This window comes from Gluconobacter sp. OJB, from assembly GCF_039638275.1.
GTDB classification, from domain to species: domain Bacteria; phylum Pseudomonadota; class Alphaproteobacteria; order Acetobacterales; family Acetobacteraceae; genus Gluconobacter; species Gluconobacter cerevisiae.
Genome location: NZ_JBDIWH010000004.1, coordinates 25,564 through 52,055 on the forward strand (window position 1 = coordinate 25,564; position 26,492 = coordinate 52,055).

The window sequence follows — 26,492 nt, forward strand, 5'->3', positions numbered from 1 at the left end:
AAGGATCATCGCGGCTCAATCTGCGACTTTCAGAAAAAAACTTTACGGCGGTTCATCGCCATTCAGGGATGAGTCTTGTTTACCCCGTTGTTTTTTTGTGTTGCTTTTGTTGAACATATGTTTGACAAACATTTCTAGTAAGTCGGTCCCATAGAGAAGATACGCGAGTGCCAGTGAGTGCCGCAGAGTAAAGAGAGATCCCGACACGATGCCCCAGATCACTGCAAACACAGCCCATTTCGGAATGCGGCTCGAAGCCGATTTCAAAGAAGAGTCCTTCAGGAAGGTCAAGGAACTCGGAACGACGCCTGCTGACCTGTTTCGGGACGTTCTTGAATATGTCGTCAGAAACAACCGTCTGCCGATCCGCAAAGAAGTCGTGAGCGACGATGACGCCGTTCTTCTTGATCTGGTCAAGAAACGCCTGAAGAACCCGGGGGAAATTATGAGGAACGTGAGCCTTGACGATCTACTCTCTGGACATCCCGGAAGTCGTAAGGGATGAACTGTACGCTCTGGATTATAGCGTTGCAGAACGGCTTGTAAAAAAACTTCGCAAGATCCCGCACAACCCCCATGTTCCAAAGAACAAGCTACGCGGTTTACCGAACTGTTATAAAATCAAACTGCGTGATGATGGCATCCGGGGCGTTTATCAGGTGCATGATCAGGAGATCAGAGTGCTTTTGATCGCTGTCGGCAAGCGCGACAAAAGTGCAGTTTATGAAACTGCAAAAATCCGATTGTGAAAACAGGGGGGCTCTTGCCCCCTTCTTTTGTCGGTGTGGCCTAAGCCGCCGCCCGTTGTTGCTCATCCATGGCTTCCAGGCGCTCGTACAATCCCCCAGCAATCCCCTGGCCTGACAGGATTTCCTCGACCAGAGCATCCATGACCCCCTGCTGAGCCTGTTCGTCCTGAAGAAACGAGCTTTTCATCGCCAGAGCCTTGCGGCGTGCCAGTTCCTTTTCCGCACTCCCGCCTGGAAACACGATGGCAAGGCAGCGCAAAGCACGGCTGGAGGGCATCCGGGCAAACAGTCGCGACCGCAATGCGGTATCGTTCGGCGTGCTGGAGAAGGCCCAGAGTTCGATGGGGCCGAGCACGTTGACCAGGAGCTGCTCATATTTGCCCTCGGCCGCGTTCATCACCACGAAGAACGGCGCACCGTTGCGGCCTGGACCGGGCAGGCGGTTACGCACCACATAGGCGCTGGCAGGCGTGAGCTTGAAGTTCTCGATCATCTCGTTGGCCTCCCGCTCGTCGCCGCATTTCAGGATCCAGCGGGCCGTGGACTGGCCGACGAGATCGGCGCTGAAGTCGCCGCTGCGCTGGCTGATGAACGAAAGCTGGACGTTGTGCTTACGGCCTTCACGAACGTCGCGGATCGCCTGCTTATCGACCTGCGGGGCCTCCTTGGGACGATGCCACTCTTCAAAATCGAGGCGCTTGATCGTCTCTTTCATCTCGGTGAACCGGCTACGATGGTGCTCCCGCACATTGTCCGGCATGACCGGCAGATCCGCATATTCCGGATGCAGGAAGAAGTTCCGGCCGATCAGGTAACGGCCGAGCATATACATCAGGGCCGTCTGCCGGTTTGCACTCTCTGATCCCTGTGGCGCGACACGGGCCAGATCCAATACGATAATCCGGGCATCACCGAGATCAAGCTGGGTCGGCTCGGAGAGCGTCGGATATTTCTTAATCGCCGCCATGATATAGCGCTCGAACGCATCAATGAGCGTCTCGTGTGTTGGCAGGACGATCTTGGAATAGCGATTGAAGATCTCCGGTGCGCGGGCCGCTGCAATCAGATCCTGAAGAACCGGAACGGCATGACGTTGGGCAATCCCCGCCAGACGATGCTCGCCCGCAGCGATCAGGGCCGTCACAACGTCACGCCACCAGGTCGGATCCGCGCTGTCGAGATCGCCTTCGGCCGCAGCGTGGTGCGGGAGCTGGAGGCCGAGGCGGTGGATAGCCTCATCCACCAGAGGCTCGATGCCTTCGCGGTAGTGCTTCGGATTGCCGCCTGCAACACCCGTGCACTGACGATAGGCCTCCGCAATCACGTCGCCGACGAGCTGGTCCATCCCTTCGAAAGGCTGACCATCAAGGGGGGTGGCCAGCAGGGACACAAAGTTGTCGATGGCGACTTCTTCAAGCGGCAGAGGATATTCGAGCCCCACCTGAAGGTCGAAGATGTTGACCTCAAAGCCGGGCGCCATCTGCATTTCCACGAAGATGGCCTCATGGGCACGATCCGGCCCGAGCGCGTTGCGGACCATTTCGATAAAGCCGAGAGACGCATGGCCGATGTCCAGCTTCGCCAGCAGCGGCAGCTTGACGCCATTATTGCCCATGGCCGCAGAACTCAGGAGCAGGCCGAGAAGAATGGTGTTTCCGAGCACGGTCTTACCGCTGCCTGGAGGGGCGACGATAATATCCGCGATATGCTCACGCACACCGCCGCCTGTGGGATCGAATGGCCAGATCCCGCCATCGGGCTTGCGAAAGAGAATGGAGCCTTGCGGGAAGGGTGAGGCGCTTCGCATCCACGGCATCATGCTCATGGCATCGCCGAGAGGCGCAAGAGACGGGGTGGCCGTAGAGCCCAGAGAGAGCACGGGAACCGATCCCATGGCGGCCTCAAGCGGATCACCCGATACCCGGGTCGTTTTGCAGCCGCCCCAGCTTTCAATGCCCTGAGACAGATCGGCCGCACGGCGACGCAGCAGCTTGTCTTCGCCGACCGGTGCCCATGTGCTGGCGGTCATCCGCATCCGGACGGAATTATGGTTTTCCGTCTCCCGCTTGCGCTTGATGGCCTGAAAGGCGCGCGTGATGTCCTTGTTGCCAGGAAACATGCCGAGCATGGTGGCTCCTGTCTCCTTGATCGCGAACGCGGCTTTTCCACCACCTTCAAGGATCATGGAACTCCGCCAGGGCAGACGCTTGCGGCCCAGAGTGTTGAGCAGTTCGGAGAACGGGCGCGGATCCTCGGGGCCGAGAAGCATGTCCACGGGCGCATAGGTGTAGTCGCCGACCGTCACGAGCTGACCACCCTGATTTTCGGCGTCCGCGTTAAAGATCTGATCGCGCAGGGACGGCCAGAGAAGATTTTCGGTCTTTTTGCTCTGTTTTTCGTCATCCGGGAGACGCGGCATGACAGGGTCGCCCACCAGCGTCGGCTTCCAGCCGCTTCCGGCCGTCTCTCGGTAGAGCGTCTCACGCGCCAGCGTGATGGATTCATCGGCCCGTAGCAGCGTCGTGGAGATGCCGAGATTGGACATGCTGTCCTGCACACGCGCGACAAAGGCGTCGTGACGACCGGCCATCAGTTCAGAGCGCAGGGTAAAGCGCTGGCCGCTCCCCGCTTTTGGCCAGGCCTTGACCTGCTCTTTCCGTTCGGCTGCCACCTGCTTCTTTTCTTCGCGGGTCAGCACGGCGGGTCGGGTCCACAGGATGTAGCAGGCATCTTCCCACCGCATCACCTGAGGCCATCGCAGGCGGCGCTCATTGATGATGTCGTGGAAGTCGGCGTTCATCATGCGTGAAATCTGCTCACACCCGTTGAGCGCCAGCAGATCGACGGCCACGCGGGCCTGATCGGGGTCGGAGATGTACCAGCCTTCGATCGCATGGCCGGTGCCTTCGAGAAGGCCTTGCAGCTCAATGCGCTGTTGCTCGGCGATGGCCTCAACGTTTGCACGCGAGCACATGGTGCGCAGACCGTTCACGCGCAGGACAGAGACGTACTCGCCCCGCAGCGTCACGAGCCGGTCCTGATGAACGGCATCCGTGTGATTGGTCTCGACATCACAAAAGGATTCGAGGGGCTGACGAAGGAAGAGGCTCGCGCTGGCAAGCAGTTCGGTCAAAAAGCCAGACATTGGAAACTCCGCGTCAGGATGGGGTGAGAGCAAGGGCCTTGTCGAGAAAGGCCGGATAAACGTCAGCGCCAGCGTCGAGCAGTCTGCCGGTCGGCAGAATACGAAGGCCTGCGCGGAGCAGATCGAGATTGCGTCGGACGGCTTCATCGGCGCTGCCACACAGGCGCATGGCCGTTGTGACCTGACGGATGGAGCCCGATTGCAGCCGGTGCTCGGCTTCAGCGCGCCGACTTTCGAGCAGACGCAGGAGCGTCATGGGCGTGCGGAAGGAGGGGGAAAACTGCGTGCCAAGCAACGGGTCCGGGATAGCCTTGAGGATGGTCTCCCAGAACTGGAGGTCAGACTGACCCTGCTGGCGGGCCATCAGGCGGAGTGTCTGGTGGGCCGTGCGAACAAGAAACATCAGGCGCGACTGAGACATTTCCGGCCACCAGACGAGCATGGCTTCGGCGTCGATAGCTGCCCGCGACGTATCCTGAAGAAGATTGCACACCTGACAGACCCGGAGACCGGCCCCTGAGGAGGGACCAGTCCATGGGAGACCTGCACCGGGCGACGGCAGGCCGCAGCACGCGCAGGTAAACGCGCCATCCGACCCGTCTTTCCCGGGCCGGATCTCCTGGTCGAGACCAGGCTGGAGGAAGAACGGATCGGAGGTCATGTCGGCTTACTGGAACTGGTAGCTCTTGGCGGTATTGCTGATTTCAGCATTCCCGTTGGAGGCCGTGTTTGCAGAGTTGTTGATCCACTTCGGACCCGTTGCCGCCACACCGGCCAGAACGAAGCAGACGACGCCGGCGATTGCCATGCCAGGGCGCTTCGTCTCTTCCTTCTGGGACTTGTAGAACAGCACGATACCCGTCACGAGGGCGACAATGGCCAGAGCGTAAAGGGTTGCGGCAGACCCGACACCGATGGTGTCCGTGCCTTCCTGCGCCATGTTCTGGATCTGATGGCCAAGACCGTTGCTGGAGGCTGTGCCCCCTGCGGCAGCAAGGGCTGTGCCAGCCATCACCATCGGCAGCATGGTTGCTGTTGCAACGGTTGCGCCGATCTTGATGAGGGCGCGGGAAGAAGACGGGGCTGTCTGGGATGTCATGAGTTGTTTCTCCGTTGTGAGGGACAATCCCCTCTGCCGACGACTCTGACCGCGTGATCTGCGACTGAGGCGGGAGAGGGGTATTTTTTTTCGTCAGCCCGTTTCAGGGCCAGAAAGAGAGGATCCAGGTGGCGTCCTTGACCGGATTGAGGAGCATGACGCCAAAGACGTACTGAATGCCGCAGCCAAGGCGCTCGCGGTTCGAGCGGCCCCTCTGGATGGCAAACCAGGTCAGGACGGCGAAAAAGCACGTCCAGGCCCCGAACATCTGAAAGAACAGGGCAAAGTCTTTGACGATCGCCATGATCGCGTCTTTGGGGCCGGTGCCGGTGATCAGGCTGTCCGCCGTGCTGTAACTGGTCGCCGCGTCGCCCAGAGTGACCTGCACATCCGTTCCGGCCGAGGCCGTGCTTTTGGTGAGGATGACGTTGAACGAGGCGAAGACACCGCACAGGACAAGCGACAGATAGGGCAGCCACGGCTTGTCCTGCAGGGCCTGAATGGTCGGGTGGTAGTACTGATAGATCCCGATCAGGCTGAAAATCAGGCAGGACACGGCCGCCGCATAGCAGGCCGTTGGCAGGAGCCAACCCATGCCAACGGCGATTTCGTGGACGAGATTGACAAGGCCTTCCATGCTGGCCTCCTCAGTTCAGGTCGCCATGAGCCGTGTGCAGAACCCAGGTGGCGCCCTGCTGGCTGATGGTCAGGACCGCGCCGTAGCCGGGAATGACCGTGCCAACACTCACCTCGAACTGACGAGCCTGCCCACTTGGGGCCGCACTGTCCTCAATCATGGCGAGTTGAGGCGAGGCCGCGACGATCCGGTAGTGATGGACCCATGCAGGCTTTGGAGCCGGACCCGCCACAGCGGTCGCAGCGGGTGTGGCGCCTGAAGACGTTGCGGCCGCTGTCGCAGGCTTGTTCATGGCAGCGCTCAGGGCGGCACGTGCCTTTTCGGCGGCGGCATGGGCCTGGGCGGCTTCATCGGCACCGGAGTTCTCGGCACCTGTCACGGCGTGATTGGCTTCGACCAGAGAGACGCGCCGCGTCAGATCGTTCAGCCGGTCTTCTTCGGCCTTGCGCTGTCCGGCAAGGGACTGGCGCAGCTCTTCGACTTCGCCCCGCTCGCGCTCGATGACGCGGGCCTCGGCCGTGACGAGCTGAAGCACGTCGATTTGCTGCTGGGTCGCCATGGGCGCGGCCTGAAGAGTCTGGGCTGTCTTGACCGGATCGGCAGGCGGTGCGGGCGGCACAACGGCCGGAGCCTCAGTTCGGGGGGCGTCAGGCTGGGCTGACGCAGACTGCGATGCGGCTGACGGCGTTGCAACGACGGCCGTAGGCGGCGCTTTCGGGGACGTCGCAGTGTCGGGCGGGCTCGCAGCAGCTTTCGGATGGCCGAGGGTCTGCATTTCTGTAAGATCGGCGGTTGCAGGAGGGGCCGCTACCGGAGCCGGTTCGGGGGCCTGAGCCACGGGCGCTGCCGACTGATCCATGCCGACTTCCTGGCCAGGCGCGGAGACAGCGCGATGGTGGTGCCCATTTGTCGCCAGAATCCCCACGAGGAGAACGGCGCAGATCCCGAGGCCCGAACCGCCGTAGAGTTTCTGGCGGGGTGTCAGTGCCTCGTAGCGCGAGATGATGGGCGTGAGAAAAGAAGCAGAGCCGGACGATGCAGGGGCCGTCGTGTGACTGTCATCATGGCCCGTGGCTTCGGGGGTGTCCCCGTCCGGACCGTCAGACACCGTGTCGTGCTGGTGAGGCGGTGGGGGCGCTGCCGGGACGGGATCCATCCGGCGTGGCGTGACTTCGGTGTTCAGGTGGTGAACTGTGGAACTCATAAAAAAGATCCTTCTGGCTGAGACTGCCAGAAGGATCGGGGAACGATCTGCGACTGAGTGCGAAAAATCAGGGCTTGTCGAGAACAGGATCCATGAACATCACACCTACGTTCACGTTGGCGGCGAGGATGATCCGCGCGCGTGTTGGCGTGTCCTGTGTCAGGGCACTGTTGACGGCCGAGGCGGCACTTCCTGCGGCGACACCGAGCTGCTGACCCATGTTCAGGCGCTGGATATAGTTCATGCCGCCCAGGGCGCTGTAGCTGCCTTGGACATTGGACGTGGTTTCGATGGCCTGCCCAAGGCCCTGCACGAAGGCTGCGGCGGCAGGCATGACAAACCGCTGGAAAATCAGGGGATCAACGCTGGAGGCGACACCCTGCTTCATGGTGTCGGGCGCCATCACCACGCCGTTGGTTGCGAGAGTGCGGCCCTGATGAATGATCTTGTTGACCTGCACGACCAGGAGCTGCTCGTTTCCGGGTGCCCGCGCAACCGTTGCAATCATGCGGTCGCCCGCAATCGGGCCGCTATCGGCTTCCAGCACGATCTGCCCTGACAGGTCACTGTCGGTCGCTGTGACGGTATGGGCATAAACCCCTCGACCGGCCGGAATGAGCGCTGGCGCGGCGGCTGTATCATGTGAGGCCGTGGCCGCTGCGGAGGCTCCTGCCGCACCACGCGAGGCCATGGCTTTCTCGGCCTGGGGCTGCGCCTCCTGCTCTGGCTTGAAGACGGCTTCCTGAAGATCCGAGACAGGCGGCCGGGTCTGAAGGCCGCTTTCGATGCGCGCGATCTCTGCGACATAGCGGGCACGGCGCTTCTCGCGCTCCTGCTGCTCGGCCTGAGACGTCTCACCATTCCCGGATGCGGAATAGGCGGGATCGGTCTGGACCAGCGGGGCTTCCGGCGCGTTTTCGATGTGTGGAGGCCTCGGTGGTGGAGCTGGCGACGGTATCGGAGCGCTGTATCCGACTTCCTGGGAGTGAGGCGCTTCGGCTTCATGCGGAAGAACCGCATCCGTCCGCTCGCCCTTGGTGTTGCGTGTTACTGCGGGAGCGAGATCCGGGGTGTAGGATTTCCCGTCCCCCTCGGATTGCTGTGCGGCCTCAGTGTTTTGCATCTGGCGCAGGCGATCCTGCTCAGGGTTGGTATTGGTCCCACCGGGCAGAGCGTTCATCTCCACGATCTGCCCTGGATTGGATTTGGGCATCTGCTTGGTCTCATGATGTGAGACGAGAAGCACCAGAGCGATCACGGAGACGGCCGAGGCACCGAGCAGAATCAAGCGGCGGTTTCCTCCGCGTGTTGCGCTCGACAGAACGGATTTGAATTTGGGAAGCTTCGGGATCATGGCGTCATGTCCTTGAGAGACGCGGACACGGTCCGACCGGAATCCGACAGGAGAATGTAGGGGGTCTGGCGGAAGGCATAGAGGGTGTAGCCGTCTTCGCCACGCTCTGAACTGTCCCAGGCAGGCGTCATGAGCGCCAGCCGCGTGCGGATGTAGAGTTCATTGCCCATGCGCCACGCCCGCACATCATCAGGAGAGAGCCCCTCGACGCTCTGGGGAACGGCGGAGGCCGGAGCGATCCCGGACAGCATGGCATTCATGAACGGCTCTGCCGTGCCGGGGGCGGCTTCCGGACCCACTTCCTGTTTCGCATTGGGGCCGTCTTCGTTCACGCGGACCGTCAGGTTGTCATCATAGGTGCCGCGCCCTGCCAGAAGCAGGAAAGAGATCGGCTTGATTGCGCCCTTCAACGTGACGAGCAGGCCGCCACGCGGTGACAGCGACAGTGGCTCGATGTTGATGGTGTTGCTGCCAGCATAGGGAACACAGGTGTAAAAGCCTGTGGTCTGCACGGCAGGCGATCCCCCTTTGCCACCGTCCGAGGAACAGTTCTTCAGACCGTCAGGATTGGCGGATGTGCTGGTCGTGTTCCAGGCAATCGGCCAGGGTGCGCCCGAGCGGTCCACAAAAGAGACGGCTGTGGGATAGCCCTTGGTCGTAAAAATCAGGGATGTCTGCTGACCGGGCGCGAAAGAGACGCGGATGGCCGGTCGGCTGGTCGGTGCGGCGACTTCCGTAGCAACATCTTCACGCGCCTTCTGGTTCTCTTTGAGGCGATTGCCGAGACGGCGGATCATCTCCGGTGTCAGGGGAATGGCTTCGTCCTCGGCAGCCTGCTGGTCCTGCTGCTCTGGAGAGAGGTGTGGCGCGGCTGGCGCGGCATCTGGAGCAGGTGCAACCGACTGTGCCATCGCGGTGAAGGGCAGGAGGCCCATGAGGCCGAGAAGAGCCAGCGAAAAAGAGCGGGTTTTCATGGCGCGGATCCTCACTGCGGGCTGGCCACAAGCTGGGTGATGGCAATGCCGTCGGGGTGATCCTGATCTTCGACCCTTTCCACATGCACGGTTGCAATCAGGGTCTGCGAACTCTCCTGATTGACGTTCTCGCAGGTCTGAACGAACGGAAACTGCACGACATAATGGTGATGGCCGTTGACCATGCTCTGCTGGCGAATGGTTGCGGCGCGCGTTGGCTGTGCGTAGCAGAGCAGTTTGGCTTCTTTCATTTTCGCCAGATTGCCGTCCTGAACGAAGGACTGCGCGAACGTATTCCAGCCATTGATGGTGAAATGCGAGCCTGCTGCGTTGAGCTGCGACGGATAATCCCGGTAATTGATGTTGTACGGCTTGAGCGACCACTTGATGACCCAGGACAGGAAATCCTCCTGACTGAGGATCGGGCTGTTCAGCGCGATAGCCGGGCGAGGGGCGTTGATCCCGTCCACGAAGAAATACTTCGGGTGCGGATGGTACGACCAGGCACGGGCCAGGAGCACGGCCAGCACCACCACGACGGCGGCGAGGGCAATGGACGTCTGCAAGGAACGCTCAACGATCTTACCCTGAAAATCAGGATCGGTCAGGCGTCGGCTCAGGGATCCCGAGGAGCGGCTCATGGCGCGGTGTCTCCGTGGAACGACAGCGGGGCTGCGGATGGCATTTCAAACCTCATGATGACTGTGTCATCGTCACCGTGACCCGTTGATCTGCGACTGAAGCTGAAAAAACAGAGAAATTTGCGGATTAATCGCCAGAGCGCATGACGGCGGTCTGTTGGTGCAAACGGCTGATCCGGCGGCCGTTACGGCGGGTGGTCCAGAAGTAGAACCCGGCCTTGCCGAGGCATTCGCGGCGCACGTAATCCATCTTGTTCAGATAGACTTCATACAGGGCCGGTTCGAACGCCTTGCGCATGTCTTTCTTGGAACGGCGAGGCAGGTGCAGCCAGCCGGACTGACTGACGATAGTGCGATCCGTCAGGAGGAAGTCCTCTGCCACGGCATCAGGGGACTGGTGTGCAAAATGTCGCATGGCGAGCTCGTGCTGCATTTCTACGGACCAGCGTGTGGTGCAGGCGTTCCGGCTGAAGCCGATGACCAACCCGGAGGGTGAGTTTCGGACCTGCCATCTGCGGCCCCGACGCTCTTCCGGTGTCAGGCGGGACGCCTGTTCCCAGGTGAGAATGACGGATGGATCAGCGGGGATAGCAGTGGAGTCAGGGGTAGGGCGGAGACTAACGAGCTTACGCTGGAGACTACGGACACTGCGGCCCATCTGTTTCGCAATGCGTTGGAGCCCGATGCGCCGCTCACGGTGGGCCAGAAGAGTGGCAACGTCGGCGTCCGTCCAGACCACCTCGGCATAACGCTCCCGGGCAGGCAGGCCGAGGGCGGCGCGTTTCTTGCGCACGGCCATGACGGTGCGATCGAGGCGCTTTGCGATAGTGGGAAGGTCTTCGCCCTCGGCCCATGCGCGGCTGAGGCGGCTGATATCGAGGAGAGACCATGCCCGAGGGCCATTCCTGAGCGGAGTGCGCTTGAGAACAAGTCCTTCCTCTCGCGCAATGGCCTCTATTTCGAGACGGCTTATGAAAAGTGCAGCCGCGATGTACGCGACGTTCACACCCTGAACGATCATCATTTTTAAGAGGGAGCGTGCTTGTTCAGGAGCTCCGAACGGCGAGAGACCAGACGACCGAAAAGCATCTTCGTTTTTACTGTGAAGCTGCATCCCTGAAGCCAGATTGGCCTGGGTAGACAGGGCAAACGACGGTTGAAGAGCAGCAAGCATCGCTAGAAATACCGTTATTGTTGCAGACGGTATCCTTATCTAGCGACGATAGCTTATATGCAAGAAAAAACTTCCCCAAACGATAAGATTATCGCCTAGTCAGTTTATTATATCTTTCGTGACGCGTTGAAGAACATCCAGTTTATCGAACAATATCCTTGCCTGTTCGGATGTGGAGAGGATTCCGCTGTAGAGGCCCCGAACACGAAAGAGAGCAAAAGTGGCGTCTACCCTTGGAAAGCCTGCGAATAGCAAGGCTGTCGGAACACGTAGGGCCGCTGCAATCTTCAAGAGGGTGTCGAGATTGGGGTTTCGCATTCCTATCTCGATAAGGTGGATTGCTGGCGCGTGAAGGCCGCTGGCGGCAGCCAGATCGGCACCGCTCAGCCCTCTGGCCAGACGAATGTCGCGTATTCGTTCGCCGAGTTCTACGAGAACTGGCTGTCTCTTGTCGGGCGGAACCTTTTTGCCCTCGTTAAGAGTGTGGTCTGTCTTAATCCTCTCCACTTCCGAAAGGATTTCCAGCAATGATTCCCTGTTCTTTTCGAATATCTTACTGAGCGAAAGGCATACCTGTAGTTCGTCGTCAGACGCCTGACCTTCCAAAGGTAATATTTCGTGCCTATCGGGAGGTAATATGTTGTCAGGAACTTCTTCAAGACCCTGAATAAGCTTCCATAGAGAGTTGTAGGCAGGCGCCTTACCTTTCTCCATGTTCTGAACTGTATTCACGGATAGTCCACTCATAAAGCAGACCCGAACAACATTTAGTTCCCGTCTCTCCCGAACCTCGCGTATTCTATCGCCTAACTCAGTCAGATATCCTTCAACAGAAGCATCATTTACCTGCGTCTCTGTTTTCTTGTTCATGGCTAGTTCTCTTTCTCGGCAGGCTTACGCACCGGACTTCGGGTCCGGATACTGCAAAATACCCACGAGAGCGCCCCTGACAACTGAGTTCGTATTTAACATTTCTCCTCAGTCGCATGTTGATCTGCGATTTAGAATTTTAAGTTATTTCAGGAGAAACCGAGTGTTTGTAATCTTGCCTCCCGCCCATGTGCAGCCAGCTCCAACGACGCCTAAGTCTCTGCTGACGGAAGCGGCTTTTGAGATCAGTCATGCGCCTCCACCTCTTCGCTCGCCTGCCCCCACGGGGCCAGTCTCGCTGGCTCCGTCCGCAGAGCTGCCCGCGCCATCCGAGCAGCCAAAGGTGGTTCATCACTTCCGCATGACCGCCGGATATGGTCGTCAGGTGCCGCTGTCGTTCGCCGTCAGGCAGATCGTGCCATCAGGTGTCCGTGTCACCTATGGCGCAGGCGTTGATCCAGGTGAGGCCGTGGATTGGCAGGGCGGTCGGGAATGGAACAAGGTTCTGGCCACCACAGTCAGCCCACTCGGCGAGCGTATCGAGGTCGGGCGTGCACACGTCACTATTTTGAAGAAATAAGCGTTAGTCGCAGATCGACCTGCTTCTCTGCTGGCACTTACCCAGGAGAGAGGCATGTCATCAGACGATCAAACACCGCACAGGGAAACCCCGCCGAGTTCTCTGGCTCCCAATCTCGCTCTCGCACGCCACAATCTGCTTGAGCATTTTCGTGTCCGGAATGGACACACGTTCGGCACCGACGGGGCGGTCGTCGCCTCTCTGGCCGACCTTCTTGCGTCGCTGCCCAATGAGGAGCGACGGACCGTTGTTGCCGAGGTGATCTCAACCGTGGCCGGTGGAGAGGATCTTGTGGCAGCCGCTGTTGCCAGCCGTGCCGACCTTGTCACTTGGACCGACAGTCAGAAGCGGGCAGAACTCTCTGGCCGGGTTTTCTCAGAGGACCGTCTGGCGCTTTTGCGCGATCTTCTCGCTCCTGAAGAAGAAAGGTCGGCCGCATGAAACGGGCACCCTTTCTATTTATCGCGGCTGCCTTGTCGCTTCCCGTAGGTGCCTCTGCCGCAACACAGGGCAGTCAGGCTTGCGCCACCCTGACACAGGCCGCAGCGGACGCCGTCAACGGGCGGATCAAGGCCAACAATGCCTATGAAAAGCAGCCTGAAAGCGTCAGTGGCCTGTCGTGTCTCGACAAATTCTTTAACGGGACCGGCCTCAATCTCCTGACAAACATCGCCAACCCTGCGGCACTGATCAACGATGTTGTCGGGCAGGTCGAAGGAGAGATCTGTTCTGCGGCCCAGAGTGAGTGGAACAACACCGTCGGAGCCGCGCAGCAGTGTGGCCTGAGTCTGAACGGTGTGAATGTCGGTCTTGGCCTTTCTGCCGGGAATGGCCTGATGTGCCCCTCTCTGAATTTTGGCGGCAATGGTCCCCAGCTCGCGGCCGGAAGTCTCGGGAATGGGGATTCCAATGGCTACGTGCGCGGTGAGCCACGCTTACCGACCGGGTACACAAGCACACCGTTGGATGGGGTATTCTGATGAAGATCCGCCTCAAGCCAACAATCGCAACGATGCTCCTCTGCACGACCGTTCTTATCGCGATGCCGAAGCCTGCGAATGCGTTCATCGGTGAAGCCGCCGTGGTCGCGGCCATCAGTGCCCTGCAGAAGTTTACGGGCAGTGCGCTGTCGTCGATGACCAAGACCCTGACTTCTCAGTTGAATAATTCGATGGACAGCCTGACGAACCCGAACTCCGTCAGTTCCATGCTGAACAAGGGCTTCACCCAGCTCAGTAACTACGAGAAGGCAGGTGTTGCGGCCGAGCAGCGCATCGCGGATGCGTCCAATACAGCCATGGCGGAGTTCGCTCGCCGCCAGCAGGACACCACGATCCGCGATGAGCACATGATGAACCCCGAGTTCTGCACGGGGATCGACGGGTCGCAGGCCACCCAGGGGGCTTCACAGTCGGCAAGGACGGCGACACGGGCCATTGCGACGATTACGGACAGTCGGGGAGAAGCCGACGCAGGAACGCCGTCTTACTACGGCAAGGGCCAGGGCGTGGCATCGAGCATGGCGCTGCACGGGCGGCGGTATTGCTCACAGGAAGACGTCACGGCCGGTCTCTGCTCGGCTCTCTCTCGACTGCCCAATGCAGACCAACGGGCCATTTCGCTATTTGGGCAGGATACTCTGTCGGCTGACGGCGGTGTGGACGCTGCCAACGATTACAGCACCACACTCATTCAACCCGTGGCTCCGGCTGCGCTGCGCGGGGAGCAGCTCACGTCCACGTCCGGCCGCGAAGCCGCGCTGCGTCGGCGTGCCTACAACGCCCGCATGTCGCTCTCGCGCTACGTCATGAATTTCATCACTTCGCTTGAGATACCGTCGATCAATCTGACGGATGTGCAGAAAACCGAGATGCAGGCTGAAGGAATGGCCGTCTCGGATCAGGCCTCGTGGCTGACGTCGATGAGCCTTGAGGTCAACCGTCGTGTCTCTGGTGTGACCTGGAACAAGAACCTTCAGCAGATGCCACCCGCCACAGTGATGCGTGAGCTGGCCATTGAGCAGGCGCAGGCCAACTACCTCGCCCTGCAGAATTACCGCCTCGGCCTTTTTCAGTCCTCGCTCGCCGCTACGCAGGTGGCGCAGCACGAAGAGGAAAGCGAGGCCAAAAGACTTGCCCCCATCCCATCTCCCAACGTCAATCCCGGAGGCTGACATGGCCCAGAATGATACGCAGATCCCTGCCCTTGCGGACGTCTTCCAGAGCCTGGAGCGCGTGCGGCCTCAACTTGAGAAGGATGCGCCCCAACTGGCCGGGCAGATCACCCTGCTGGCGCAGAAGCATCAGGATCCGGACCTTGCGGCCAATGAGCGGTTTCGGACCAACGTGGCCTATATGCTTCAGGACGCCGAACGTCTGGTTGGGCCTGTTCTGCCGCAGGAGAGCGGGCTACGCGAAGAGATGACGCAACGCGCCATGACCGTGCCCGGCCTGACGTCCGAGACCCTCAAAGGCTTCATGGGTCAAACCCCGGATCTGATGGATCAGCGACTGGTTGACACCGTCCGCTCCGTTTCCGAGCAGGTGGCCTCCATGGGGGCTGACCAGCAGGGCAATCCGGAGATTGACGAGGTTCTGCACTCGCTAACAGATCGGGTCGCCAACGCCGCACGGTTCTCCACGCATGACCCTGACGTGCAGGCCGTTACACAGGACGAACAGGCAGACGTCAGACCTGTGGAACCGGCCTCCGAATTTGATGGCAGTCCTGAGCCACCACCTTTCGATGATATTCCGGACGCCCCTGCGCCAGAGGACAGTCAGGATCCACGCGTGCAAGAGGGTGAAGCCCCAACTCACCCCTCGGAAGAAAAGGCTGATCCACGGATGCATGCCTCTCCTGGCGGAGGCGATCCGGGTGCAGATCACCCACAGGCCCAACGTCCCGGGCGGCCGCCCGGGACTGAGGCGAAAGAGAAAGCGGCTCCTGAAACCCCAGACAACGGAAAGGCTGGCTCGAAGGCGAAGGCCAAACCTGGGCCGGAAAAGGAAGAAGCAAAAACTCCGGAAGACGAAGCGAAGGAACAAGTTGTCTATCAGGTGCGCGGCCCGGGTCTCTTTACCCGTCTCGCACAGGCCATTCGTCCCGAGGCTGTGCAGCAGACCGTCACGCCCGGGTCCAACTGGATGGCCAAGGCCCAGACGATGAACGCGGCCCATGGGCAGCAGGCCGATGCCAATCATCTGGATCAGACCGAGGCCCTGGGCCTGAAGGCGCAGAGTGCTCTGGAGGCCGTGCAGAATACTCCGGCGTCTTCGGTGATGCGCGAAATCGCTGAGGCCGCAAAATCTGAGCCAAATGGCATGGATGATGTGTTGAGCGAAATGCGGCCGGGAGGTCGGCATGAAGGCCTGCAATCGCGATTTCAAGCCGAGCGGAGCACCAACCAGGCGTTCGCAGCGCAACTAAAGGAAGCGGGTGAAGCCGTCGCGGCCTATGGTGCTCATCGTGAGAAAGCCGCCGATATTGGGGTGCAGCGTGGGACAGAGGCTCAGGTCGAGCAGCGCTTCAACGGCCTGGACAGCAAGATTGGCGAACTCGCCAAGGGGGTGCCGGGAAAGGAAGCAGGGACCAGCATGGTCGAAGACCTCTCAGAGAAGGCACGTGAGCTGGTGAAAAAGGCGGTCGAGGCCGTTGCCTCTGTCTTCCGCCCGTCTCCGTCCGCGTCCGCCAGCGCAAGCCCGGGAATGTAACTGATGACCTTCTTCAGACGGTTCAGCAGAACAGGTTGGGCGCTCTGCGCCCTGCCTCTCTCACTCGCAACAGGGATAGCTCACGCGCAGTCGGTCACAGGCAACTCGACATCCGGGAACTCTACCTACGGCGTGAGCTGGAACATGCTCGATCCCGGTGATGACTGGGCCGCGACGATGATCAAATCGGTCTTTCCGGTGTTCGGGTCGTCCTCGACAACCACCGGCACTGAAGCCACGGTTATCGGAACCATGCTGGGCGATCTGTCCGGTTTCGTCATGGCGCTGGCCATGGCGTTTGTCTCATACGTCATGATGATGAACATGCACCGCTCGGCCGAGACGTCGAAGGTGCTTGGTTCAAACCAGACGTCCATGAGTATCGTGCGGATGGCCTTCGGGGCTATTATGATGCTTCCGGTGGCAGGTGGCTTCAGTGCCGGTCAGGCCGCGTTCGTTCAGGGGTCTCTCTGGGGCGTCGGCATGGCGAAGACGGTCTATACGTCCGCCGTACAGGCGATCGGGCCAGACGGAAAGACCATCGCGCAGCCCATGGTGCCGGGAACGAAAACCATTGTGGCAGGCCTGATCGCCAATGAGATGTGCCGGGATCTGGTCAATCTGGCCTCGTCCAATTCCAGCCTTGTGCCGGCACCGACCGGGAGAACCGTGAAGACCGTCTCAGGCTCCGATCTGGGTATGATTACCTATCCATATCAGATGACCACGGGAGACGGGCAGCCCGTTTGTGGGTCCGTGACCATCCAGGCGCCACGTACCGCGACGAAGATCCTGGGCGTTACGGTCGATACAGCCGCTATGCAGCAGCAGATTCTGGATAGCGTTCTGGTGGGCGAGATCCGGCCTCAGGTTCAGCAGGTTGCGAACCAGTTCTGGCAGACCAAAAAGTCGTCCAACCTGGCACCCCTTGTTGATCTGATGACGCAAGCGACAAACGATTATACCAGCAAGCTCACGACAAAGGCGGCGAGTATCCGCCAGCAGGTTCAGGCCGCCGTCACGAAACGGAGCACCAGCTTCCAGGCATGGGACAGCGGAACCAACGGAGACGCTGCCAATACCAAGGGCCGTCTCGACAATCTCGGCTGGACGGGCGCGGGGGCCTATTATCTTGAGTTTGCCCGTCTTAACGGGGAAACCATGTCGCTGATGGCGTCCACGCCGACTGTGAGCGCCCCGACCTACGTTGGATTGGGCGAAGACGTTCATGGCGATATTGCGCCGATGATGCAGTCCATTGGCGCACTTCTGGCCAATATTTCCAATATGGTCGCCACGCAGGACGGCATGAATGCTCCAGGCGGAAGCAGTGATCTCTATGCCGGCGTTACTCCGAGCGGTGACGGCGCGGGGGTGCTGTCTCAGGTCGCTCGGTCTCTTCATCTGAGCGACTACACGCTCCAGACGGTCATGGCGTTCATCGAGCCGTCTGGTGCTGAAGGTTACTGGACGGATCCGTTCGGCAATCTCATGGGCCTCGGGAACTGGATGATCACCACGGCCCTCCTGGTCATGGCGTCCGCAGCACTTCTTAGTTCGGACGCAGGATCGGCAGTCACAGCGGCTGGCGCGGCTCTAACTGGCAATTTCGCGGGGGCTGCTGGCATTGGTGTGGGGCATGTCGTCGTGCAATTCCTCAGCACGCCAATCCTCACAGGCGCAATGGCGCTTCTGCTTCCGGGCCTTACACTCGCGTTCGTGCTGCCGATGATCCCCTGGGTGATGTGGATGGCGGGCGTTGCTGGCTGGCTCATTCTGGTGTGCGAAGGCGTAATCGCTGTCCCGCTCTGGATGCTGGCCCACATGACAATGTCCGGAGAAGGCCTGCATGGGCACGCGAAAGCAGGATATGCCCTGATCTTCAACGTCCTTTTCCGACCGACCCTGATGCTGTTCGGGCTTTTCCTGGGCTACTTCGTGTTTGATGCCATGTCCTGGCTGATCCACCAGACATTCGGCGTAGCCGCAGGGTTCGTACTGTCACATGGCTGGATCGTGACCAATCTCATCGGCGTTGTCGTCATGCTCGGCATGTACGTCACGGTCCATATCACGCTGGCCCTGATGTGCTTCAGGCTGATTGCGATCCTGCCAGAACGTGTTCCTGCCATGATCGGCTTCCATGAAGGGAACCGTGTCGATCTCGATCAGTTTTCTAAAGATGCTGCGGTAATTGGTATGGCCGGTACTTTGAAAGGAATTGAAAGTTCGCTTGCACCTTCTAAAAAAGGTGAGACGGCAGGTAACTCGAAAAACGGTGGCGCATTGACAAAACAAGGCTCTAACTTGGTAGATACAACGTTAAGCCGTACCACATGAGGTCTGAAATGTTTGGCAATGATGGAATGAGTGGATGGGCCGGGTACATGCTTGGCCAAATGTCTGCCGATTCCACGCGTCGCCGACGTGAGGTGGTGGACAACCTACTGCGTCGTCCTTCTGAGAGCTGGCAGGACAAGTACGCAGTTCTGGTAGCCAAAGCGCAGGAGTTCCTCGACCATATCAAGTGGCAAGAAGGGATTATGAAGGAGCGCAAGGACCAGATTGCGGCTCTTGAAGCGGATCTAGTCCAAGTGCGCTCTGATTTGGAACGTCAGCAAGCGCTAACAAAGCAGTGGCAGGATTTTGGCGATAAGTCGGAGGCTAACTACGACGAGTTGAAAGCTTGGGCGGAAAAGGCCGAGGTTTCACTCAAACAGTATCGCGCTCATTATGGCCCTCTTCCAGACGCTCCAAAAAGCGGCTCTTAGTCGCATCTCACCCCGATAGGGTCTCCTTAATTCTTCAGGAGACTCTTCATGCGTTCTCGTACTTCTCTTTATCTCGCTGGATCGCTGTTCCTGGCTGCGCCGGCAATGGCGCAGACCCAATGCGCCGTTCCTTCCTCGCCTGCCCAAACATCAGCACCTCCAAAAACCGCTCCGCTCGGGCCTCAGCCGACTGACGCGATCCAGCGACTGGTACAGGCAGGCAGCGAGATCCTGTGGGCAGAGCCGCAGCACGGACTACAGACAGGTGTTGCTCATGGCGATAACCAGCTTCTGGTATTCTTCACGCCTGAAAATCACAGCTTCATTATTGGCGGGACGCTCATTCCCGTTCCCTATGACCGCCTTCACGAGCTGATGGGCAAACGGGCGACAGATCTGGAGGTCTGGCATGGCACCAGGGGCATGTTTGTGCGCAACGGCGACCGCTTCCAAGTAGTTTATGCGACGCCAGACGGTCAGGCCGCGATCGCCGGCACGGTGTGGGACACCGCAGGCAAAAACATCACAAGACAGCAGATCCGCTACATTCCAGGGGCCGTTCCCACGGTTCGGATCGACGTCCCGGGAGGCGGAAAGGCCTCGGCCGGTTCGTTGTCCGAGCAGATCTATGCTGGTGTGATCGGCCAGAAGGGCGCGCCGGAAGTGGTCATGTTCATTGATCCGCGCTGCACGTTCTCGATCCGGGCCATGCAGCTCCTTCAGCCCGCCGTTGATAGCGGCAAGCTGCGTCTAAGGGTCGTGCCGCTTTCGCTCCTGGATTATGAGGATGGAGGCGCAAGTACCCGTTACGCTAAGGCCATGACCTCGCTGCCTGAGGATGCAAGTATGGTTCAGGCCTGGACGTCTGGAGGCCTTTCGACTGCTCTGGATCAGCCTTCTGCCGAAGCACAGTCACGACTTAACGCGAACATGGCCGCCGCGAAGGCGGTATCGCTAACAGGCACTCCGACCTTCTTTTGGAAGCACCATGACGGATCTCTGGGACGTCTCGATGGCGTGCCGCCCGATCTGAACAAGTTCCTTGCGGACGTCAGCCAGTGAGCGGGGCGAGCGAAAAGAAGGGAGTCTTGGCTAAAACAGGCCGGGCCGCCCGGTTTGTTGTTGGCTCTCCATCCGTCGCAGTCGGGGCCACGAGTATTCGGGATGGCTACAGTCTGCTTCGGACGCTCTGGGGCATCGTCCGGAGAAAGCCTGAGGCGGAGGACGGATTTCAGGTGGATGAGTCGGGTCGCATCGACCTGGTTGCGACGGCAAAAGTGTATGATGTCAGTCCGGCCGCAGTAGAGATCTATCTCCAGAACCAGCAGGCCAAGACGTATCAGCGCGCCTGGGCCGCCGCCCTCATCGGGGCTTTTCTGCTCGCAGCTTGGATCATCGTAGGCCTCAGCGGTTCATGGCACAGCCAGACTCTCGTGACAGCGATCGAAATGATGCCGTTCTGGTTCGCTCTGGGGCTTTATATTCTGCAGAATGGCTGGATGAACTGGCAGTTTCGCCAGCGGCGAAAGGCCGGGATGTTGGCCTATATCAGAGAGGCCGACACGCTTTTCCCTCGACGGCCCTGAAGCAGAAAGCGGCCCCAGAGGGCCGCTTTTCTTTTAGAAGGTTCCGGGCGGGTGCGTGGAGTTATTGTTGGGGCCGCCGACGGCCCAGGCCGCGTGCTCATAGTCTTCACGGCCCCCAGAATTGCGGGGATCTTCCACCTTCACGATATGACCTTGCCGATCGTAGACAGGTGGTGCCCAGACGGCTCTGGATGACCCGTAGGCCGCACCCGGCTCATAGCGAGCATGTTTGAGTGGAGGCGGCTTGGGGCCATGGCCATGATCGGTCGAGACGTTACCTGAACAGGCGGTCAGGAAAAGCAGTCCTGTAACCGATAAAATACGCATAATCATATCTAGATCTCCTGAATGGAGATCATAGAATTGCGCCGGCTTCTGCGACTTAACGAAAAACCTTTCGCTTAGTCAGGCAGGGAACCAACGTCTTCCTCTTCGATGCACAAACCTGCTTCGAGAATAGCAAGACAGTTTAGGCACTCGCGTTTCAAATTTTCGCTCTCAGCATTCTCGAATGAAAGCGACGTAACTTGGACTGAAAGTCTACGAGCATTGGAAAAGCATTGATAAATCTTCTGAATGTCAGAAGCCGCAATGGCGAAGGAGCAGGAGAGCTCTTTTGACTGTTCTTTGATCAGCATTAAGCAACTATGGAAGTCTTTCAGTATTTCTCGTGAGTTATAATCACGAAAACTTGTAGGAGTATTGGCTGAAGGAACTGTCGAACCCATCTTGCACCTTTGCGACTACAGAACGCTCCGAGAGATAGAGGCAAAATCGGCATACATTATCAATTTTAACTTTGCCTTTATCTTATCTCTTGTTTGCTCGTAGCACGGGGCTGCGCAAAGAAAAAAGGTTTCCTTAACGAATTGTGAAAAAAAATTACTAAAGGCCGCTTTTGTTCTCATCGGCAGCTTGCGAGTGTGGAACGGAGTCATGTTACAGATGAAAGTCGCAGATCCCTGTGGCGATCTCTGAGCGGCCGAGAGACTCTGAAAAGGGCCTTTCTTTCTCGCTACAGGAGAAGCATAAAGGCAAATCGCCTATTTGGGCTTGAAGAAGGAATTGTTTGAGTGAGTTAGCCAGAGCCCAGATACGTTTAAGGCCCCGCTTTCACGAGGCCCTAGAACGTAGTCCCATCGGTCGCCAAACCGATTGAACTGGATTGAAAATTTCAGTGCTGATTTTTCAATCCTACATTTCAGCTTCGAATGCAAGAGTTTCTTGCAAACGGGAGGGGCTTGTTTGAAGGGTTGGAGAGCAGGGCTTCGGAAATCCCGAAATCCTGAGAAGTTTTCCATGACCTATTCTCTTTCGCATGACCCCCATCAGGCGGGCGTGAGGCGCATCACCGCCGCCATGATCCTCGCGGAGATGCAGTGCGAGGCTCTGCCGCGAAGTGGGGCCAGCAAGGCGCAGATCCTCAGTGCGTTGCACACAGAGCCTCGTGCGCTTGGCCTTCAGCCGCGCCAGTCCGATCTGCTTGGCTTTCTGATCAGCCGCACGAAGCCGGTGGACTGGGAGGACGACAACCTCACAATCTGCGCCGTGCGCAATCGTGACATCTGCGAGCGGTTCGGCATCGAGAGATCCACGGTCAAACGCTGGTTACGCGGCCTCAGCGAGTTAGGCTGGATCATCATGCGCGATAGTCCGAATCAACAGCGCTGGTTGAGACGTGACGGCCGCAATGGGGCCATCCTTGAAGGATACGGGTTCGATCTGTCGCCGCTGTCTCGGCGCTACGACGAAATGCTCCAACGCGTTGAGGCCTTCAGAGAGCGGGAGCGCGAAGGAAAGCGCCTGCACAAGCGCGCCATGATCCTGAGCCGCCGCATCACGGCCCTTTCCGCCACGGCCCTTGAGACGGTCGGGGATAAGGCAGAGGTCATGAGCATCCAGCAGAACGGGCATCAGCTCCTGGCGCTGCGTGGCAATGACCACGACCTGGACATTCTTTCGCCGCTGGTTGAGCAGATGGAGGGACTGGTCGAGCGTCTGGAGGCCATGATTGCAGGCGTTGACCCTGTGGAAATGGACCCCATGGGGCGCACTGATGGACCCCATAATACTGATACAAACCCAAATACGATAACTAAAGTTACTGTAAGCGGAGCCGGCTACGCCGGCGTTGGCATAGAGGAAGGAGTAGTTGGGTCTGACAGTGCCTCCCCTGCCAAGGCCTCGCCGCTTCGGGGCTTCAAGGCCGGACCGAACTTCCTCCTTCAGCTCGTCCCGGATCTGCGCGATCTCTGCACCAGCAGCCGTCCCCATGAGGCCGAACTGATCGAGGCCGTGGAGATGCTCACTGGCTCTCTGGGGATTTCGTCTCATGCCTGGCGTCAGGCTTGCAGTGTGATGGGCCGATATGAGGCGGCTGTCGCGGTGTGCGTCATTTCCGCCAAGGCGCGAAAGGGCAAGGTCAGGTCGGCCGGTGGGCTGCTACGGGCCATGATCGAGCGCCACCTCGACGGTACGTTGGCTCTGGACCGGACCCTCTATGGCCTGGCGTCAGATCTTTCGGCCGACCGCACCTACCATTGAGGTGTCAGTCGCAGATGGGATCTGCAGAATGGGCGAGTGAAAGGAGAATTGTATGTTGGCACATGAGGAACAGGACGTAGCACCTGCCGAGACAGCAGCTCAGACCGGAGGAATTGCGGCCGATCGTCTCAGATCCATTATCGAGCGTGTCGAGCGACTGGAAGAAGAGCGAAAGGCACTGGCTGGCGACATCAAAGACATTTTCAGCGAGGCCAAGTCGGCTGGCTTCGACGTCAAGATCATCAAGCAGATCCTGAAACTTCGGAAAATGGAGCCCGCCCAGGTCGAGGAGCAGGAGACCCTTCTGGACATTTATCGCCGTGCTCTGGGAATGTGAATCGGTGGTGTGTCCATTGCGGACACACCCTTTAGGAGAGAGCGAATTTCTACGCCAACAGTTGCGGCCTTATCCTACCGTGTGGCCATGGTGTCCGGAGCCGTTGGAATCAGCCTGATTCTCGCGGGATATGCGCGGCTGAAATATCTTCGGTCTCACCCAGCCTCACCTGGCCTGTCGGCCGCGACGACCGAGCGGCTTCTTCTGATCGTATTCTGCGGGGCGATCCTGAATATTGCCGTCGCTTTTCTCGTCCTCTGAAGGCGGTTGCCATCCAATCCGTTCCAGAGTGTTCAATAGGGTGGTGCGAGGAATCTGGAAGCTGCGGGCGACGGACATTTTGCTCGCTCCCTTCTTCAGGGCTTCAAGCGCCATTTCCAGCTTTTCCTGATTTATCGCAGGCGGCCTTCCTCCCTTACGGGGTCGGTACACAGAACGGACCCAGATATACGCTAAGGTTTTGCCGTGCCTTCGACGGCGCGCATCTGGCGAAGCGGTCTGAGCGCGGTGGATGGCGCATCGGGATCGGTCCAGAGGTAATCGCCGGTGAGATTGATATGCTGCCAACCGAGCGGTGATAGGTGTTGCAGCAGGTCCGGCGGGACCGGCCGGCCGAGGTTGGCGAGATGCATCCGGGCGGCTTGCAGGTAGGTCGTGTTCCACAGGACGATGGCACCGGCGACGAGGTTCAGCGCGCTCGCCCGATGGCTTTGGGCTTGCAGCGCATGATCGCGGATACGGCCGATGCGATGGAAGAAGATGGCGCGTTTCAGGGCATTTTCCGCTTCTCCCTTGTTGAGTTCGCGGGTGGCGCGGCGACGCTGTTCGGGCTGCTCGATCCAGTCGAGCGTGAACAGGGTACGCTCGACGCGACCGATCTCGCGCAACGCCAGTGCCAGGCCGTTGGCGCGTGGATAGGAGCCGAGCCGTTCCAGCATGATCGAGGCGCTGACGACGCCTGTGCGGATCGAGGTTCCCAGTCGCAGCACGTCGTCCCAGTGTGCCTCGATCAGACCTTCGTCGATGCGGCCCGCGACCAGCGGCGCAATATCGGGGCCGGGTTCGATGCCGTTAAACAGGTGCAAACGGCGTGCGGCGATATTCGGGATACGCGGCGCGAACCGGAACCCAAGCAGATGACATAGCGCGAACACATGGTCGGAGACGCCCCCGCCATCGACGTGATGCTCTTCGATGTGCAGATCGGCGCCGTGGTGGAGCAGCCCGTCGAGCACCTGTGCCGCCTCGCTCGCCGAAGCGGAGATAACTGTGGAATGGAACGGCGCGTAGCGATCCGAGACGTGGCTGTAAAAGGAGACAGCCGGCTCTGTCCCCTTGTGCGGATTGACTGCGCCGGTTGCCTGGGCGCGGCGGTCGAGCGGAAAGTTCTGACCGTCTGAGCTGGACGAGGTGCCGGACCCGAACAGCGCGGCCAGCGGCGCGGTGTGTTGGGCGTCGACAAGCCGGGCGAGCGCGCGACCGTAGGTTTCCTCGCGCAGATGCCATGAGGCGAGCCAACCGAGTTGGCGCTGGGTCACGAGATTGCAGGCTTCCGCCATGCGCGTATGGCCCAGATTGGTGGCATCGGCGAGCACCGCCGTGAGGATCGCACGTGGTTCATCCGCGGCACGGCCACTTTGCAGATGCGTGAAGCACTGGCTGAACCCGGTCCATCGATCGACTTCGGCAAGAAGGTCGGTGATGCGGATCGCGGGCAGATGCGCATAGAGCGGCGCAAGGGCGGTATCGGATTCCTCGGGAGTAATCGCCTTCAAGGGCGAAATCCGCAGCCTGCCCAAGCTGAGCTGCACGTCTTCCAGCGCGTCCGTCTCCGCCTTTCGCTCGACCTCGGCCAATCGACGGGCGAGGCGGGCGCGTCGTTCGGCCAGCCAGATATCGGCCGTATCCGGTGCCGGTATCGGCAAGGGGCCGGCCGCGCGCATGTTGGCGAATACGGGGGCAGGAATGAGTTGCTGCTCGACAGCACGATAGCGTCGGCTTCCCTCGACCCACATGTCGCCGGCGCGAAGCCGGTCGCGAAGCTCGACCAGCACGCACAATTCATAGATCCTGCGATCGGGAATGCCGGTGCCGATCGCCCGACGCCAAGCTTGCCGGATGAAGCCGACTGGCGTGCCTGCAGGCAATTTGCGCAGATGACCAAAATGAAGGTCGCGCATGATCGCGACCGCTCGCGCGAGCGCATGGCAGGCTGGCACCGCCCCGAATGTGAACGAGGCGATGAAGGGGTCGTTTGCGGGAGGGGGCGAAATCCTACGCTAAGGATTTAGGCCAGCGATATTCGCCGGTGAGGTTGATGTGTTCCCATCCCAGCGGTGAGACATGGGCGAGGAGATCAGGCGGGATGATGATGCCGTCCACGGCGCGTCTGTCCACGACCTCCCCGAGTTTCATGGTGTTCCAGAAGATGATGATGGCGGCGAGCAGGTTCATGCCGGCGATACGATCTTCGATCCTGCGTTCGGCCTTGACCAGTGCATCGGCACAAAGGCACTCAATCGTTGAGAAACCGGGAAGGATTGTGCGGGTGCGGCGACACTCTGCAACGAAGCGACGGGCAAGATCCTCATTCGATGTCGCCGCCTCGGCTTCCCGAGCGATCCAATCGCGCAAATCCCGTGCGCCCCGCCCCGAAAAGGAGCGATAGCCGTAGATCCGGCGTAGGTCCGCCAGATGCTCATGCCGGGTCTCCTCGCGCGCGGCATAGAGGAGTAGATCGTCACGGCTCAGCCCGAGCTGGGCCGCGATGAAATCCGATACCTGTGCCGGGATCAGCTCGCCAGGGGTGAGTACCCGGCCCGGGTAGCGCAGGACGCACAGTTGCAGCGCGAAGCCGAAACGGTTGTGGGCGCGCCGGCGCTGGCGGATATGCCCGAGATCCTCATCGCTAAGGGTATAGTGCCGCAGCAGATCACCTTGATCGACCGGTAAGTGAAACAGCGCCTCGCGCTGTCGATCGGTCAGGGTCACGCGACGCGGCATACATGCTCCTTATTCTTTCCAAGGTAAGGTTTGAGATAGTTTGATTGCGATGCTGGTTAAGATACACAATAGTGCAAGCTTATGTGCTCATGTTCGTCACCGCTTCAAACC

The 26,492-nt window shown here is 59.6% G+C and carries 26 protein-coding genes and 1 pseudogene; 13 read left to right on the forward strand and 14 right to left on the reverse strand.

Annotated elements, in window-relative coordinates:
- The first annotated feature begins 208 nt into the window (after positions 1 to 208).
- Together ABDK74_RS14900 and ABDK74_RS14905 are read left to right on the forward strand one after the other, a co-directional pair.
- Positions 209 to 505: a type II toxin-antitoxin system RelB/DinJ family antitoxin gene (locus ABDK74_RS14900; RefSeq protein ID WP_077804200.1), complete on the forward strand. Its 297-nt coding sequence runs from the start codon at positions 209 to 211 to the stop codon at positions 503 to 505.
- A complete protein-coding gene (locus ABDK74_RS14905; RefSeq protein ID WP_346004455.1) occupies positions 462 to 749 on the forward strand; it encodes a type II toxin-antitoxin system RelE/ParE family toxin in 288 nt (95 codons plus the stop codon). Before ABDK74_RS14900 ends, ABDK74_RS14905 begins: the two co-directional genes overlap by 44 nt.
- A 40-nt stretch (positions 750 to 789) precedes the next feature.
- Here the strand turns inward: ABDK74_RS14905 and ABDK74_RS14910 are convergent, their stop codons facing one another.
- From ABDK74_RS14910 to ABDK74_RS14955, 10 genes are all read right to left on the reverse strand, one after another.
- The gene (locus tag ABDK74_RS14910) at positions 790 to 3,894 is read right to left on the reverse strand and encodes an ATP-binding protein (protein WP_346004456.1); all 3,105 of its coding nucleotides are present in this window, start codon (positions 3,892 to 3,894) and stop codon (positions 790 to 792) included.
- A gap of 13 nt (positions 3,895 to 3,907) precedes the next feature.
- Positions 3,908 to 4,387 (reverse strand): hypothetical protein, encoded by a 480-nt coding sequence (locus ABDK74_RS14915; RefSeq protein ID WP_346004457.1) that lies wholly within the window; start codon positions 4,385 to 4,387, stop codon positions 3,908 to 3,910.
- 174 nt (positions 4,388 to 4,561) lie between these two features.
- Positions 4,562 to 4,993 (reverse strand): hypothetical protein, encoded by a 432-nt coding sequence (locus ABDK74_RS14920; RefSeq protein ID WP_346004458.1) that lies wholly within the window; start codon positions 4,991 to 4,993, stop codon positions 4,562 to 4,564.
- Between the two features lie 103 nt (positions 4,994 to 5,096).
- Positions 5,097 to 5,630: a hypothetical protein gene (locus ABDK74_RS14925; RefSeq protein WP_215751724.1), complete on the reverse strand. Its 534-nt coding sequence runs from the start codon at positions 5,628 to 5,630 to the stop codon at positions 5,097 to 5,099.
- A 10-nt stretch (positions 5,631 to 5,640) separates the two neighbouring features.
- Positions 5,641 to 6,834: a hypothetical protein gene (locus ABDK74_RS14930; protein ID WP_346004459.1), complete on the reverse strand. Its 1,194-nt coding sequence runs from the start codon at positions 6,832 to 6,834 to the stop codon at positions 5,641 to 5,643.
- Between the two features lie 67 nt (positions 6,835 to 6,901).
- Complete coding sequence (locus tag ABDK74_RS14935) at positions 6,902 to 8,188, reverse strand: DotG/IcmE/VirB10 family protein (RefSeq protein WP_346004460.1); 1,287 nt, start codon at positions 8,186 to 8,188, stop codon at positions 6,902 to 6,904.
- Positions 8,185 to 9,162 (reverse strand): DotH/IcmK family type IV secretion protein, encoded by a 978-nt coding sequence (locus ABDK74_RS14940; RefSeq protein ID WP_346004461.1) that lies wholly within the window; start codon positions 9,160 to 9,162, stop codon positions 8,185 to 8,187. The genes ABDK74_RS14935 and ABDK74_RS14940 overlap by 4 nt, the downstream gene beginning before the upstream one ends.
- 11 nt (positions 9,163 to 9,173) lie before the next feature.
- Positions 9,174 to 9,803: a DotI/IcmL/TraM family protein gene (locus tag ABDK74_RS14945; RefSeq protein ID WP_064272965.1), complete on the reverse strand. Its 630-nt coding sequence runs from the start codon at positions 9,801 to 9,803 to the stop codon at positions 9,174 to 9,176.
- A 127-nt stretch (positions 9,804 to 9,930) separates the two neighbouring features.
- Positions 9,931 to 10,827, reverse strand: a complete 897-nt coding sequence (locus tag ABDK74_RS14950) for a hypothetical protein (RefSeq protein WP_346004462.1) — start codon at positions 10,825 to 10,827, stop codon at positions 9,931 to 9,933.
- 249 nt (positions 10,828 to 11,076) lie between these two features.
- Entirely contained in the window at positions 11,077 to 11,847 is a 771-nt protein-coding gene (locus ABDK74_RS14955; protein ID WP_346004463.1) for a helix-turn-helix transcriptional regulator, read from the reverse strand.
- A 163-nt stretch (positions 11,848 to 12,010) separates the two neighbouring features.
- On the opposite strand from ABDK74_RS14955, the gene ABDK74_RS14960 reads away from it, so the two are divergent.
- The 9 genes from ABDK74_RS14960 to ABDK74_RS15000 are packed head-to-tail and all read left to right on the forward strand — an operon-like array spanning position 12,011 to position 20,497.
- Positions 12,011 to 12,427 (forward strand): hypothetical protein, encoded by a 417-nt coding sequence (locus tag ABDK74_RS14960; protein WP_346004464.1) that lies wholly within the window; start codon positions 12,011 to 12,013, stop codon positions 12,425 to 12,427.
- Between the two features lie 54 nt (positions 12,428 to 12,481).
- Complete coding sequence (locus tag ABDK74_RS14965) at positions 12,482 to 12,868, forward strand: hypothetical protein (protein ID WP_346004465.1); 387 nt, start codon at positions 12,482 to 12,484, stop codon at positions 12,866 to 12,868.
- Positions 12,865 to 13,407 (forward strand): hypothetical protein, encoded by a 543-nt coding sequence (locus ABDK74_RS14970; protein WP_346004466.1) that lies wholly within the window; start codon positions 12,865 to 12,867, stop codon positions 13,405 to 13,407. Before ABDK74_RS14965 ends, ABDK74_RS14970 begins: the two co-directional genes overlap by 4 nt.
- A complete protein-coding gene (locus tag ABDK74_RS14975) occupies positions 13,407 to 14,600 on the forward strand; it encodes a hypothetical protein (RefSeq protein ID WP_064272970.1) in 1,194 nt (397 codons plus the stop codon). The genes ABDK74_RS14970 and ABDK74_RS14975 overlap by 1 nt, the downstream gene beginning before the upstream one ends.
- Before the next feature lies 1 nt (position 14,601).
- Entirely contained in the window at positions 14,602 to 16,140 is a 1,539-nt protein-coding gene (locus ABDK74_RS14980; RefSeq protein ID WP_346004467.1) for a hypothetical protein, read from the forward strand.
- A 3-nt stretch (positions 16,141 to 16,143) separates the two neighbouring features.
- Positions 16,144 to 18,480: a DotA/TraY family protein gene (locus tag ABDK74_RS14985; protein ID WP_346004468.1), complete on the forward strand. Its 2,337-nt coding sequence runs from the start codon at positions 16,144 to 16,146 to the stop codon at positions 18,478 to 18,480.
- 8 nt (positions 18,481 to 18,488) lie between these two features.
- The gene (locus tag ABDK74_RS14990) at positions 18,489 to 18,911 is read left to right on the forward strand and encodes a hypothetical protein (RefSeq protein WP_346004469.1); all 423 of its coding nucleotides are present in this window, start codon (positions 18,489 to 18,491) and stop codon (positions 18,909 to 18,911) included.
- Between the two features lie 48 nt (positions 18,912 to 18,959).
- A complete protein-coding gene (locus ABDK74_RS14995; RefSeq protein ID WP_346004470.1) occupies positions 18,960 to 19,973 on the forward strand; it encodes a thiol:disulfide interchange protein in 1,014 nt (337 codons plus the stop codon).
- Positions 19,974 to 19,999: 26 nt separating this feature from the next.
- Positions 20,000 to 20,497 (forward strand): hypothetical protein, encoded by a 498-nt coding sequence (locus ABDK74_RS15000; protein ID WP_346004471.1) that lies wholly within the window; start codon positions 20,000 to 20,002, stop codon positions 20,495 to 20,497.
- 33 nt (positions 20,498 to 20,530) lie between these two features.
- Here ABDK74_RS15000 and ABDK74_RS15005 read toward each other — a convergent pair whose 3' ends face one another.
- Positions 20,531 to 20,830: a hypothetical protein gene (locus tag ABDK74_RS15005; protein ID WP_346004472.1), complete on the reverse strand. Its 300-nt coding sequence runs from the start codon at positions 20,828 to 20,830 to the stop codon at positions 20,531 to 20,533.
- Positions 20,831 to 21,796: 966 nt separating this feature from the next.
- Here ABDK74_RS15005 and repC point away from each other — a divergent pair.
- Together repC and ABDK74_RS15015 are read left to right on the forward strand one after the other, a co-directional pair.
- On the forward strand, positions 21,797 to 23,041 hold the full coding sequence (gene repC, locus ABDK74_RS15010; RefSeq protein WP_346004473.1) for a plasmid replication protein RepC: 1,245 nt from the start codon (positions 21,797 to 21,799) through the stop codon (positions 23,039 to 23,041).
- A gap of 52 nt (positions 23,042 to 23,093) precedes the next feature.
- Entirely contained in the window at positions 23,094 to 23,378 is a 285-nt protein-coding gene (locus ABDK74_RS15015) for a DUF2312 domain-containing protein (RefSeq protein WP_015074983.1), read from the forward strand.
- 165 nt (positions 23,379 to 23,543) lie between these two features.
- On the opposite strand, the gene ABDK74_RS15020 is transcribed toward ABDK74_RS15015, so the two are convergent.
- The 3 genes and pseudogenes from ABDK74_RS15020 to ABDK74_RS15030 form a co-directional block, all read right to left on the reverse strand.
- On the reverse strand, positions 23,544 to 23,753 hold the full coding sequence (locus tag ABDK74_RS15020; protein WP_346004474.1) for a hypothetical protein: 210 nt from the start codon (positions 23,751 to 23,753) through the stop codon (positions 23,544 to 23,546).
- A 77-nt stretch (positions 23,754 to 23,830) separates the two neighbouring features.
- Positions 23,831 to 25,624: pseudogene (locus ABDK74_RS15025) on the reverse strand (Tn3-like element ISMpo10 family transposase); the annotation flags it as partial.
- 28 nt (positions 25,625 to 25,652) lie between these two features.
- The gene (locus ABDK74_RS15030) at positions 25,653 to 26,381 is read right to left on the reverse strand and encodes a DUF4158 domain-containing protein (RefSeq protein ID WP_151199960.1); all 729 of its coding nucleotides are present in this window, start codon (positions 26,379 to 26,381) and stop codon (positions 25,653 to 25,655) included.
- Between the last annotated feature and the right edge of the window lie 111 nt (positions 26,382 to 26,492).